7 protein-coding genes are annotated in these 12,762 nt (G+C 72.8%); 2 read left to right on the top strand and 5 right to left on the bottom strand.

Annotation, left to right across the window (positions count from 1 at the left end; genetic code table 11):
* Positions 1 to 3: 3 nt before the first annotated feature.
* The 5 genes from ACFV2J_RS30570 to leuS all read right to left on the bottom strand — a co-directional run bounded on the left by ACFV2J_RS30570 (position 4) and on the right by leuS (position 9,323).
* A complete protein-coding gene (locus ACFV2J_RS30570; protein ID WP_385085115.1) occupies positions 4 to 2,532 on the bottom strand; it encodes a ComEC/Rec2 family competence protein in 2,529 nt (842 codons plus the stop codon).
* Positions 2,533 to 2,966: 434 nt separating this feature from the next.
* On the bottom strand, positions 2,967 to 4,172 hold the full coding sequence (locus ACFV2J_RS30575) for a helix-hairpin-helix domain-containing protein (RefSeq protein WP_385085117.1): 1,206 nt from the start codon (positions 4,170 to 4,172) through the stop codon (positions 2,967 to 2,969).
* A 238-nt stretch (positions 4,173 to 4,410) separates the two neighbouring features.
* Positions 4,411 to 5,256 carry a DegV family protein gene (locus ACFV2J_RS30580; RefSeq protein ID WP_385085119.1) on the bottom strand — a complete coding sequence of 282 codons (846 nt, stop codon included), beginning with the start codon at positions 5,254 to 5,256 and terminating at the stop codon, positions 4,411 to 4,413.
* A gap of 68 nt (positions 5,257 to 5,324) precedes the next feature.
* On the bottom strand, positions 5,325 to 6,056 hold the full coding sequence (locus tag ACFV2J_RS30585; protein WP_385085125.1) for a hypothetical protein: 732 nt from the start codon (positions 6,054 to 6,056) through the stop codon (positions 5,325 to 5,327).
* Positions 6,057 to 6,425: 369 nt separating this feature from the next.
* On the bottom strand, positions 6,426 to 9,323 hold the full coding sequence (gene leuS / locus ACFV2J_RS30590) for a leucine--tRNA ligase (RefSeq protein WP_385085121.1): 2,898 nt from the start codon (positions 9,321 to 9,323) through the stop codon (positions 6,426 to 6,428).
* Between the two features lie 415 nt (positions 9,324 to 9,738).
* Here leuS and ACFV2J_RS30595 point away from each other — a divergent pair, with 415 nt between their 5' ends.
* Positions 9,739 to 11,055 (top strand): cytochrome b/b6 domain-containing protein, encoded by a 1,317-nt coding sequence (locus tag ACFV2J_RS30595; RefSeq protein WP_385085123.1) that lies wholly within the window; start codon positions 9,739 to 9,741, stop codon positions 11,053 to 11,055.
* On the top strand, positions 11,052 to 12,671 hold the full coding sequence (locus ACFV2J_RS30600) for an NADH-ubiquinone oxidoreductase-F iron-sulfur binding region domain-containing protein (RefSeq protein ID WP_385441661.1): 1,620 nt from the start codon (positions 11,052 to 11,054) through the stop codon (positions 12,669 to 12,671). Before ACFV2J_RS30595 ends, ACFV2J_RS30600 begins: the two co-directional genes overlap by 4 nt.
* Positions 12,672 to 12,762 lie beyond the last annotated feature (91 nt).

The following is a 12,762-nucleotide window of genomic DNA, read 5'->3' on the forward strand; positions in this document are numbered from 1 at the left end:
ACCTCAGTCTCTCGCCACGCCGAGCCCCGCGCCCGCACCGACGACTGCCAGCGACCCGTCCACGTCCGTCCGCAGCACCACGGCACCCCCCGCGCGCAGCGCCGCGACCGTGCCGGGAGCCGGGTGCCCGTACGGGTTGTCCCGCCCGCAGGAGATCAGAGCGATCCGCGGAGCCGCCTTCCGTAGGAGTTCCGGATCCTGGTAGGCCGAACCGTGATGGGCGACCTTGAGCACGTCCACGGCCGCCAGCTCGCCGGCCAGGGGGGATCTCAACAACGCCCGCTGGGCCGGTGGTTCCAGGTCTCCGAGCAACAGCATCCGCAGTCCGGCCGACCGCACGAGCAGGGCGACACTCGCGTCGTTCGGACCGTCCGGCACCGGTCCCGGCGGGCTCGGCCCCGGCCACAGCACCTGCCATTCGAGGCTTCCCGTCCGGCGGCGCTCCCCGGCCACGGCCCGCGTCACCTCGATGTGGCGTGCGGCCGCCTGCCGCCGGACGAACTCGGCCTGCTCCGGCGGCTCCTCGAATCCGGTGGTCTCGATCGCCCCCACCGAACGTCCGCGCAACACCCCGGGCAGCCCCGCCACATGATCGGCGTGGAAGTGCGTGAGCACGACGAGCGGGATCCGGGTGACCCCGAGCGCGCCGAGGCAGCGGTCGACCAGTCCCGGGTCCGGCCCGGCGTCCACCACCACCGCGGTACCGTCGCCCGCCGCCAGCACCGTCGCGTCGCCCTGCCCCACGTCGCACATGGCGAACCGCCAGCCGGGCGGCGGCCATCCCGTGATCACCCGGGTGAGCGGGGCCGGTCGCACCACGGCCAGCAGGAACACCAGGAGGCACACACCGCTCGCCCACCGGTGCTTCAGGAGCGGCCGGCCGACGAGCACGACGACCCCCGTGACCAGGGCGAGCAGCAGCGCCCCCGGCCAGCTTCCCGGCCAGTCCACGGCCCCACCGGGCAGGGCGGCCCCGGCCCGGGCGATGTCCGCGATCCACCGGGCGGGCCAACTCGCGCACCAGGCCAGCGCCTTGGCGACAGCCGGGGTGAGCGGGGCGGTCGCCAGCGTGGCGAATCCCAGCACGGTGGCGGGCGCGACGGCGAACTCCGCGAGCAGATTGCACGGCACCGCCACCAGACTCACCCGCGCCGAGAGGACCGCCACGACCGGTGCGCACAGCGCCTGCGCGGCTCCCGCCGCCGCGAGCGCCTCGGCCAGCCGCGGCGGCACCCGGCGCCTGCGGAGCGCCGCGCTCCAGCGCGGGGCGAGCGTGAGCAGGGCGCCGGTCGCGAGGACCGAGAGCAGAAAGCCGTAGCTCCGGGCCAGCCAGGGGTCGTACAGGACCAGCAGCAGTACGGCCGTGGCCAGCGCGGGGATCAGCGACCTACGGCGTCCGGTCGCCACCGCGAGCAGTGTGATCGAGCCGCAGGCCGCGGCGCGCAGGACGCTCGGATCGGGCCGGCAGACGATCACGAAGCCGAGTGTGACCGCGCCGCCCAGCAACGCGGTCGTCCGCAGCGGAAGGCCGAGCCGGGGTGCGAGGCCGCGTCGCTCGGCGCGCTGGGCCAGGCCGGGCGGTCCGATGAACAGGGCCAGCAGGATCACGAGGTTGCCGCCGCTGACCGCGAGCAGATGCGTGAGATCCGTCGCCTTGAACGCTTCGTCCAGCTCCGGTGTGACCCGTGCGGTGTCCCCCACCACCAGCCCTGGCAGCAGGGCCCGCGCGTCCGCTTCCAGTCCGCCGGTCGCCTGCCGCAATCCCTCGCGCAGCCGGCCGGCGAACCGCTGGGGCGCGGACGGCTCCCCCACCACCTCCGGCGGCCCGCTCCCCCGCACACGCAGCACTGCCGCGACCCGGTCCCCGTCCGACAGCGCGGGCGCCAGCCGCCCCGCCACCCGCAACCGGGTGGACGGCAGGAGCGACAGCCACGGCGACCGCCGGTCGGCCGCCCGGGCCGAGCCTCTCGGTGCCCTCGCGTCGACGATCACCAGCACGGGCGTACGCGTCTCCACGGCTCGCCCGCTTCCGTCCGCCCGCGTCACCCGGCGGACCTCGGCGTCGAGCAGCACGGCGGTCGGAGCCGCGTGGTCCCCCTTGATCCGGGGCCGGGTGAGCCGTGCGTCGGAGGTGACCTCCGCCTCGACTGTCACGTGGGCGAACTGTCGCGCCAGGGACGGGACCGGCCCGCGGCGCACGTCCGCCCCGTGCAGTCCCGCGGAGGCGGCGGCCGCCGCGGCGCAGAGCAGCACGGCGGCGGCGGACCCCCTCGGCCACCCCCACGGCGTCGCCCTCGGCCGCGGTTCGCCCCGCCGGTCCGTGCCGTGGGTGCGCCCGCGTCCCGCCGCCAGCAGGGCGCAGGCCACGGCCACGCAGCCCACCACCACGGCGGTGGTCCGGCCGACCGGCGCGTCCAGCGTCAGCGCCGCCGTCGCCCAGGCCGCCAGAGCGGGCGGCACGAGTCGCAGGTCCGCCGGCCCTTCCTCCTGGGGATGCGCCCTGCCCAGCCGCTTGCCCGAGGCCGCGTGCACGGCTCGGCGATTCCTGGCCTCGCGGGGGTCCCCGGTTCCGGGCGTATCCCTCGCCCGGCGGGTGTATCCAGCCCGGGGGTTGTCCCTGACCCCGCGGGTGGTCGCGGTCTCCTGAGAGTTCCGGTCGTCATGGTGGTGGTCGCGGGTACGAGGGTGGTCCTGCTCGTCATATGGGTCCCGGGCACGGTGGGTGTGCTGGGTGTCGGAGGTGTTCCGGGGTTCGGGAACGAGCGGGAGATCAGGAACGGTCGGAGGATCGGAAACGGACCGGGGATCAGGAACGGTCGGAGGATCGGGGACGGTCCCGGGATCGAGGACGGTCCGGGGATCGGGGACAGTCCGGGGATCGGGGACAGTCCGAGGGTCGGGGACGGTCCGAGGGTCGGGGACGGTCCGGGTGGGCGCCGTCCCCGTCGACGGAGTCGTGGGCCCGCTCATGGCCGCACGAGATTTCGCAGATCTGCGAACCGGCGGTCCCCGATTCCGGTGACCTCGTGGAGCTCGTCGACCGAGCGGAAACCCCCGTGCTCGGTGCGGTACTCGACGATGTGCCGGGCGAGCACCGGACCGACACCGGGGAGGGTGTCGAGCTGGTCCACGGTGGCCGTGTTCAGGGAGACCGGAGCCGGCGGACCCGCCCCGGAACCCGCACCGCCCGCACCGCCCGCGAGGGAGCCGCCACCCGTGACCGGCCCCGCCACAGGGGCGGGAGCCCCGACGACGACCTGTTCGCCGTCCACGAGGAGGCGCGCGCGGTTGAGCCCCTCCGTGTTCACACCCGGCCGCACCCCGCCCGCGGCCCGCAGCGCGTCCTCGACCCGCGACCCGGCCGGCAGGCGCCGCAGCCCGGGACTGCGCACCTTGCCGCCGACGTCCACCACGATCACCGTTCCGGCCGGGCCCGCGGTGTCCGTGGCCCCGGCCGGGCCGCCCGGCGTCGCGGGCGACGGCTCCGCGGCCCCGCTCCCGCCCTCCGCCTCCTCCCGTCCGCCGAAGGGTGCGATCGCCCGTACCGCCTCGGGGGCCCGCACCGGCTGTGTCCTGCCCGCCCAGAAGTGCTGCACGGCGACGACCGCGGCGACGACGAGCAGCACAGCGAGGGCCGCCACGCTCCGGCGCTCCAGTCCGCACCTCGACTGGAGCCACAGCGGCATCCGCTCCCGTACGACGAGCCCGGCCCGGTGCCGCCACTCGGCCGCCGTGCCGGGTGAGGGAACGCCGGTGCCCGCGGGGCCGCCCGGGTCCGGCGCCGGGGTCTCCTGGCCTGACGGCTCGTCGGGCGAAGGGGCGCCGCCGCCCCACGAGTGCGGGTCCCCTCCTCGGTCCCGGGCGACCCCGAGTCCTGCCGAGGCTCTCGCCACGGGAGCGTCCACGCCCCGGTCGCCCCCCGGTGGTCCGTGCCCCGACTCCCCTTCCTCCCGGCCCGGTTCGGGAAAGAGCGCTCGTGCGCGCAGGCGGAGCGCCTCGGCCGGGGCGTCAGGGCGCCGGGCGCCGGCGCCGGAGCGGTTTCGCAGGTGCGGACCGCGATAACGGTGACCGCGATGGTGGGGACGGCGATGGTGGGTGCGGCCGTCCGAGACGGGGCCGCGCCCCGGTCCACTGGTCGGTGTGGCTGTGCGTGAGCGTGATCGAAGTGCCATGCGTCGAGGATCCTGCACTTCGCCGACCGGCGATGATCTTGCTCAATTCCGGTGGATCACCGGCGAATTGTGGAAAACTCCGTCACCCTCGGGAGCTACGTCCGGCACACACGGCGCGTCCGGGACGGTCAGCCCGCCCGGCACGACAGGCACGGTCGCACGGCGGGCGCCGTCAACACGCCCCCGGCACGTGACCGGCACGTGACCGCCGTGATCCGCTCACCGGAATCCTCGGCCCTCACCGGGGCGAGACGACCGCGCCCAACAACCCGGGCCCGGTGTGCGCCCCGATCACCGCCCCGACCTCGCTCACATGCAGATCGGCGAGGCCCGGCACCCGTGCCCGCAACCGGTCCGCGAGGGCGGACGCCCGCTCGGGGGCGGCGAGGTGGTGAACGGCGATGTCGACCTGGGCGCTGCCCGCGCGTTCGGCCACGATCTCCTCCAGCCGGGCGATCGCCTTCGACGCCGTCCGTACCTTCTCCAGGAGTTCGATGCGGCCGCCGTCCAGTTGCAGCAGCGGTTTCACCGCGAGCGCGGAGCCGAGCAGCGCCTGCGCCGCACCGATCCGGCCGCCGCGGCGCAGATAGTCGAGGGTGTCGACGTAGAAGTACGTGGAGGTGCCGGCGGCCCGCTTCTCCGCGGCCGTGACCGCCTCGTCGACGGTGCCCCCCGACTCCGCGGACTGGGCCGCGGCCAGTGCGCAGAACCCCAGGGCCATCGCGACCATCCCGGTGTCCACCACGCGCACGGGCACGGGGGCCTCACGTGCCGCGAGGACGGCGGCGTCGTAGGTGCCGGAGATCTCGGCGGACAGATGGAGGGAGACGATGCCGGTCGCGCCCGATTCGGCGATCGCGCGGTAGGTGGCGGCGAAGACCTCGGGGCTGGGCCGGGACGTGGTGACGGGGCGCCGCTTCTGGAGTGCCTGGGCCAGCGAACGGGCCGAGATCTCGGTGCCTTCTTCGAACGCCTGGTCGCCGAGGACCACGGTCAGGGGCACCGCGGTGATGCCGTGGCGCTCCATCGTCCGGGGCGGCAGGTAGGCCGTTGAATCGGTGACGATCGCGACATGGCGGGACATGAGCTGGAGGTTACCCGCCGGGGCGCCCGGACGGCAGCCCGGCCCTCTCACCTGGGGTCCAGGTCGGGTCAAGTCGTGCTCTCGGGGCGGGGCTTCTTCTGCCAAGGGTAGGCGGGACGCCGCCCGGGCGGGGTGATGGCGGGGCGCGCCGGCTCCTCGGCCGGGTGCGACCGAGCGGGCCCCGGCCAGGTCTGGCTGTCGGAGGCGGTCGCGTCCGAGGCCGGTGCCTCGGGCCAGGAGGAGGTGGGTTTCGGCTCGGTCGTCCAGTGCCGAAGCGCGCCCGCCTCGACGTCGATCTGCGCGCTCAGCGAGTCCAGGTCGTCCTCGGCGAAGCGGCGCGCACGGTCCCGCGCGGCCCAGCGCAGCGAGTCCGCGGAGCCGGTGATCCGCTCGGTGCGCTCGCGCAGTCCGGGCAGCCGCGTGGCCAGGGTGCCCTTGTCCGGCTCCGTCTCCAGGCGCTTGAGTTCGTCGTCCAACTCCCGCCCGTGCGCGCTGAGCCGCTCGAAGAGCCCCAGGGACTCCCGCAGCGATTCGTCCTCGCCCACGCCCGCGTGCAGCGCGTCCTGCGTGGCCCGCATCGAGGTGCGCAGCTTCAGCCGCAGCTGGGCGATCTCGCCGGCCGGGCCGAACTGGGTGAAGGTCCTGGCGCGAAGGGTGCTGTCCTCGACCGTGCGGCGGGCCCCGGAGATCGTGCGGTCCACGCCGCGCTTGGCGGCGCCGATCACCTTCACCGTGGCATAGGCGCCCAGGACAACGAACAGCAGGAAGAGCAGAGCGATCACTGCGATCACGGCTTCCACCACGCTCCTCCTCCCGACGGTCACGGCGGCTGCCGCGACCCTCTTCAACGGTAAACGCAACGGGCAGGTCCGGAGTTCCGGAAGAACCCCGAACCTGCCCGTAGGGGACTACCCCGACGTCCCGGCCCGAAAGGGCCCGGACCGCGGAGAGGCCTCGGCCCCCGGAGCCGGACTCGCACGCGAACCCGCGCGAACCTGTCCGCGAACCCGCGCGAACCTGTCCGCGAACCCGCGCGAACCTGTCCGCGAACCCGCACACCTGCCCACGCGGGCCGGCCACGAACACCCGTGAGCAGCCCGCGCGCGAGCCCTCCGCCCGCTCCAGGACGTGCCGCGGAAGTCCCGCCTGCCTCGCGACGCCTGGCCGCCCTAGGCGGTGACGATGTTCACCAGCTTCGGCGCCCGCACGATCACCTTGCGGATGCCCGCGCCGCCCAGCGCCGCGACGACCTTCTCGTCGGCCAGCGCGATCTTCTCCAGCTCGGCGTCGGAGATCGACGGCGGGACCTCCAGGCGCGCCTTGACCTTGCCCTTGATCTGCACGACGCAGGTCACGGCCTCGTCGACGACGTACGCCGGGTCGGCCACGGGGAAGTCCTGGTGGACCACCGAGTCCGGGTGGCCCAGCTTGCGCCACAGTTCCTCGGCGATGTGCGGGGCCAGCGGCGCGATCAGCAGCACCAGCGCCTCGGCGACCGTGCGCGAGACCGGGCCGCCCGCCTTGGTCAGGTGGTTGTTCAGCTCGGTGACCTTGGCGATGGCCGTGTTGAAACGCAGACCTTCCAGGTCCTGGCGCACGCCGTCGATCGCCTTGTGCAGGACCCGCAGCGTGTCCTCGTCGGCTCCGGCCGCGTCGTCCTCGACGACGGTGACCGCGCCGGTGGTCTCGTCGACGACGTTGCGCCACAGGCGCTGCAGCAGCCGGTACTGGCCGACCACCGCGCGCGTGTCCCACGGGCGCGACACGTCCAGGGGGCCCATCGCCATCTCGTACAGGCGCAGCGTGTCCGCGCCGTACTCGTCGCAGATCTCGTCCGGAGTGACCGCGTTCTTCAGGGACTTGCCCATCTTGCCCAGCAGCCGGGAGACCTTCTCGCCCTGGTGGTAGTACGCGCCGTCGCGCTCCTTCACCTCGGCGGCCGGTACGGCGATGCCACGGCTGTCGCGGTACACGAAGGCCTGGATCATGCCCTGGTTGAACAGCTTGTGGAACGGTTCGGCCGAGGAGACATGGCCCAGGTCGAACAGGACCTTCGACCAGAAGCGCGCGTACAGCAGGTGCAGCACGGCGTGCTCGGCGCCGCCCACGTACAGGTCGACACCACCGTGCGGCTGGCCCTCGCGCGGGCCCATCCAGTACTGCTCGATGGCCGGGTCGACCAGCTTCCGGTCGTTGTGCGGGTCCAGGTAGCGCAGTTCGTACCAGCAGGAACCGGCCCAGTTGGGCATGGTGTTGGTCTCGCGGCGATACTTCCGCGGGCCGCGGCCGTCGCCCAGGTCCAGGGTGACGTCGACCCAGTCCTCGTTGCGGGACAGCGGCGTCTCCGGGGAGGTGTTCGCGTCGTCCGGGTCGAAGGTGCGCGGAGAGTAGTCCTCGACCTCCGGCAGCTCCAGGGGCAGCATCGACTCGGGCAGCGCGTGGGCGACGCCGTCCTCGTCGTAGACGATCGGGAAGGGCTCGCCCCAGTAGCGCTGCCGGCTGAACAGCCAGTCGCGCAGCCGGAAGTTGACGGTGCCCTCGCCGATGCCCTTGCGGGCCAGCCACTCGGTGATGCGCGCCTTGGCGTCGACGACACCCAGGCCGTCCAGGGAGACCTCGTCGCCCGAGGAGTTGACGATCTTCGCGTCGTACGAGGCGAAGGCGTCGTCCCACGTCGAGGGGTCGGTGCCACGGTCGTCGCTCGGCTCGACGACGCAGCGCATCGGCAGCTCGAAGGCGCGCGCGAACGCGAAGTCACGCGTGTCGTGCGCCGGGACGGCCATGATGGCGCCGGTGCCGTAGCCCATCAGTACGTAGTCGGCGATGAAGACGGGGATCCGCTCGCCGCTGACCGGGTTGGTGGCGTACACGCCGGTGAAGACGCCGGTCTTGTCCTTGGCCTCGGCCTGGCGCTCGACGTCGGACTTCGACGCGGCCTGCGCGCGGTAGGCGGCGACGGCCTCGGCCGGAGTGGCGTGGGCGCCGGTCCACACCTCGTGGGTGTTCTCGGGCCAGGCCGCCGGGACGAACTTGTCGACCAGCGGGTGCTCGGGCGCCAGCACCATGTACGTGGCGCCGAACAGGGTGTCCTGACGCGTGGTGAAGACCGTGACGGCCTCCCCGTCGACGGGGAAGTCGACGCGGGCGCCCTCGGAGCGCCCGATCCAGTTGCGCTGCTGCAGCTTGATGGCCTCGGGCCAGTCCAGCGCTTCCAGGTCGTCCAGCAGGCGGTCGGCGTACGCCGTGATCCGCATGTTCCACTGCCGCAGCTTGGCCTTGAAGACGGGGAAGTTGCCGCGCTCGGAACGGCCGTCCGCGGTGACCTCCTCGTTGGCCAGCACGGTGCCCAGGCCGGGGCACCAGTTGACGGGCGCGTCGGAGGCGTACGCCAGCCGGTACTCGCTCAGGGTGTCGGCGCGCTCGATGGCGGTCAGCTCGTTCCACGCGCGCGTGCGGCCGTCAGCGCCCGCGACGGCACGGTCACCGCTCTCGAACTGGGCGATCAGCGCGGAGATCGGGCGGGCCTTGCCGGCCTCGTCGTCGTACCAGGAGTTGAAGATCTGCAGGAAGATCCACTGGGTCCACTTGTAGTACTCGGGGTCGATCGTGGCGAACGACCGGCGCTTGTCGTGGCCCAGGCCCAGCGCGCGCAGCTGGACCTTCATGTTCTCCATGTTGGCCTCGGTGGACACGCGCGGGTGCGTGCCGGTCTGCACGGCGTACTGCTCGGCGGGCAGGCCGAAGGCGTCGAAGCCCAGGGTGTGCAGGACGTTGTGACCGGTCATCCGCTGGAAGCGGGCGAACACGTCGGTGGCGATGTAGCCCAGCGGGTGGCCCACGTGCAGGCCGGCGCCGGAGGGGTACGGGAACATGTCCATGATGAACTTCTTGGGCTTCGCGACCAGCTCGGGATCGCCCGCCAGGTCACCGCTGGGGTTCGGCGCCTCGTACGTGCCCTCTGCGTCCCAGAAGTCCTGCCAGCGTGCTTCGATCTCCGCGGCCATCGCGGCCGTGTAGCGGTGCGGCGCTGCCACCTCGGAGGCGACAGCGGGGTTCGTCTCGCTCATGATCCTCAAAGCTCCATCGATCGTCTCTGCCAGCGGCTCAGAAATGAAAAATCCCCTCGCACAGGAGGGGAGGCCGCGCCGATTCCGACCACGGGTCGTCAGTGGTCGGGACTGATCAGCGCGGCTCACTAAGCAGAAGGCGTACGGCACGCATGGCGTCAGGGTACCGCAGCACCCGCGCGGGTCGCGACGGGCTTGCGGGGCATGCGACACGCCGCGCGACGGTCACGATCGCGCCAAAAAACTGAACAATATTCAAATATTACTTCGCGTAACGGACCCTAAGGGACAACACAAGGGCCCGGCGGCCCTTTGGTAACAACGTAATAACTGAATCTCGTATCCCTCAGGAGGGACTCGACCTTAGAGTGCGGCTTCGGGACCGCTTCCCCGAACCGTTGGGAGTAACCCCCCTATGAACCCTCGTCGCAATGGCAGCACCCTTCCCCGCCCAGGCCGCTCCGCCTATGGAGTGGCCACCGCTGTCATTCTGCTTCTCATACCCGTGGTCGTGCTGGCAGGAGGCAACGGAGTCCGGGACTTCCTCAACTTCGGCGCCGGCGTGCTGTCACTGGTCGCCCTCTCCTGCTCCGTCATCTGGGGGCTGGTGGCGACCGACCGGCTGTTCCTGAACACCCGCCAGCGCCTGGTGGCGCAGGCGGTGCACCGCACGACCGCCGTCTCCTCGGTCGCCTTCCTGCTGCTGCACATCTCGGTCAAGCTGGCGCTCGACCACACCGTGCTGATCGCCGCGCTGATCCCCTTCAGCCTCGGCGTCTCCGGGACGGCCGGACTCATCGGCTTCGGCTCCCTGGCCGGACTGCTCATGATCTTCACGGCCGTCACCGGCGCGCTGCGCGGCGCCTTCGCGTCGCCCGCCCCGGTCGCGGCCCGCTGGCGCGCGATGCACATGCTGGCGTACCCGGCCTGGTGCTCCGCGCTGATCCACGGCCTCTACGCGGGTCGACAGGCGAAGCCGATCTTCACGATCCTGTACAGCCTGTGCCTGGTCGCGGTCATGGCGGCGCTCGCCCTGCGCGCGGCACCCGCCCCCTACAAGCGCAAGGTCGCCGACCGGGTCCTCGCGCTCCTCGGTGAGGGCAACGGCTTCAGCGCCCGCATGGCACGCGAGGAGCAGCTGACGGCATCCCGTGCCGCCCTGGCCGAGAACACCGCGCCGGGCTTCGCACCGCGCCCCGCCCAGCAGTCCGCGGGAGGCTCCTTCGTCCCGCCGCAGCGCAGCGCGGGCCCCGAGCAGTCCCTCTACCAGACCCCGGCGGACCCCGCCGCCACGGGCGGCTCGCCCGGTTTCGCGGCCGCGTACCGGGCCATGTCGGGAACGCCCGGCGGGAATCCCGCCGGGGCGGCGCCGACCGAACGCTTCCAGATGCCGATGAACCCGCAGCCCACGGAGACGTTCCCGCGCGCCGACGGCAGCAGTCCGTCCGGCAGTTGGCCCATCCCCTCGCCGCCGCCGGTCGGCGAGGCACCCCGCTCCGCGTACGACCCGCTCGCCGACACGGGATACAACATCCCCGTCTACGACAATTCGGCCACGGCCGGGTACGGCACGAGTGATGTGTACGACACCGGTGAGACGAACCCCGCCTTCGGCACGTACAACACCAACGACACGTACGACAGCGGTCCCACGACTGACGTACTGCCGGGTGCCTTCGACGCTCCTGGCTCCGGTGAACCATGGAACGCCCCTTCCGGAGGCTTTAAGTGAACGAGGCCCTGCCCGACGTCCCGGAGGTCCGCGTCGTCGGACTTCCGCAGCTCACGTCGGGTTTCGACCTGGTTGAACGGCTCGACCTGCCCATGCACCTCAAGGTGCACGGGCCGCTCGAGCCGATGGGCGGTGAACAGCTCGCGGGCCTCGCCGAGGCCATCAACCTGAAGGGCCGCGGCGGCGCGGGCTTCCCCTTCGCCAAGAAACTGCGCTCGGTCGCCGAGTCCGCCATCAGCAAGGGCATCCGGCCCGTGGTGGTCGTCAACGGCAGCGAGGACGAACCCGCCTGCCGCAAGGACACGGTGCTCATCAACCGTGCCCCGCACCTCATCCTGGACGGAGCCCTGCTGGCCGCGGAGGCCATGGGTGCGCGCACCCTGGTGATCGGCGTGACGCGCGAGTCCACCCAGAGGTCCATGGAGGCCGCGCTGGCCGAGCGCGGCCTGAGCGACCGGCGCGGATCACCGCTTCGCGCGCGCGTGCAGCGCAATCCGGTACGCATGGTGACCGGGGCGGCGGCCTCGCTCATCCGCTCCATCGACGGCGGCCCGGCCATCCCGCCCGGCCGCAAGATCAGCGCTTCGCAGACCGGCGTCGGCGGCGCGCCCACCCTGCTGTCGAACGCCGAGACGTTCGCGCAGCTGGCCATCGCCGCCCGCATCGGCCCCGACCGCTACCGCAACACCGGCCTGTACGACGAGCCCGGCACCGTCATGCTCACCGTCTCCGGCGCGGTCGCGCGCCCCATGGTGATCGAGGTTCCGACCGGCGTGCCGCTGCGGTACGTGCTCCAGCTCGCCGGCGCCCCGCCCATGCCGCAGGGTGTGCTGACCGGCGGCTACCACGGCAAGTGGCTGGACGCCGCGACGGTCAACGAGGCGATCGTCTCGCGCAACAACCTGGACGCCGTGGGCGGCGCGCTCGGCGCCGGCGCCATCCTCCCGATCACCCAGGAGACCTGCCCGCTGGGCGAGTCGCTCCGAGTGGCGCAGTGGCTGGCCGAGGAGAGCGCGGGACAGTGCGGTCCCTGCTACCTCGGTCTGCCCGCCGCGGCGCGCGGTCTGGAGGACATCCTCAACGGCGGCGGTCCGGCCGCCCTGGAAGCCGTGAAGCAGGTCGCCAAGGCCGTGAAGCGGCGCGGTGCGTGCTCCCACCCGGACGGCTCGGCGATGTTCATCGAGTCGACGCTCAAGGCGTTCACCGACGACCTCGCCGCGCATGTCCTCGGAAACGGCTGCGGAAGGCCCGTGGAGGGCGTTCTGCCGCTCTTCGAGGGCGGCCAGACCCCGGCGGGCATCCTGGGCGGCCAGGCGCAGGAGGAGGCGGGCCCCAGCCGCCAGAAGATCTACGTCGACTGGACGCTGTGCCGCGGGCACGGCCTGTGCGCGGACATCCTGCCCGAGGTCTTCGAACTCGGCGCGGACGGGTTCCCCACCGTCGCGCAGGCGCAGGTCCCCCGGTACGCGGAGGCGAAGGCGCTGCGGGCCGTACGCCGCTGCCCGGCGCTCGCCCTGCGCCTGGAGGAGGACACCAGATCCTCCGCGCCGGCGCGCAACAACCTGCCGGTGCTCTCCCAGCGACGTGGCCGCCGGGCGCTCGGCAGCGGCCGCTGAACACCACGAAGGGGGGGGGGGGGGCGCCGCGCGGGCGGGGCGCGGGCGGTGGGGGTGGTTCTGTGGAGATATATGAGATACTAGACTACAA

It is taken from the genome of Streptomyces sp. NPDC059668 (assembly GCF_042734135.1).
Taxonomy (GTDB): domain Bacteria; phylum Actinomycetota; class Actinomycetes; order Streptomycetales; family Streptomycetaceae; genus Streptomyces.

Excerpts from the sequence above, each read along its gene's own strand:
- ACFV2J_RS30575 (WP_385085117.1), bottom strand. The coding sequence starts at position 4,172 with ATGGCACTTCGATCACGCTCACGCACAGCCACACCGACCAGTGGACCG.
- ACFV2J_RS30580 (WP_385085119.1), bottom strand. The coding sequence starts at position 5,256 with ATGTCCCGCCATGTCGCGATCGTCACCGATTCAACGGCCTACCTGCCG.
- leuS (WP_385085121.1), bottom strand. The coding sequence starts at position 9,323 with ATGAGCGAGACGAACCCCGCTGTCGCCTCCGAGGTGGCAGCGCCGCAC.
- ACFV2J_RS30595 (WP_385085123.1), top strand. The coding sequence starts at position 9,739 with ATGAACCCTCGTCGCAATGGCAGCACCCTTCCCCGCCCAGGCCGCTCC.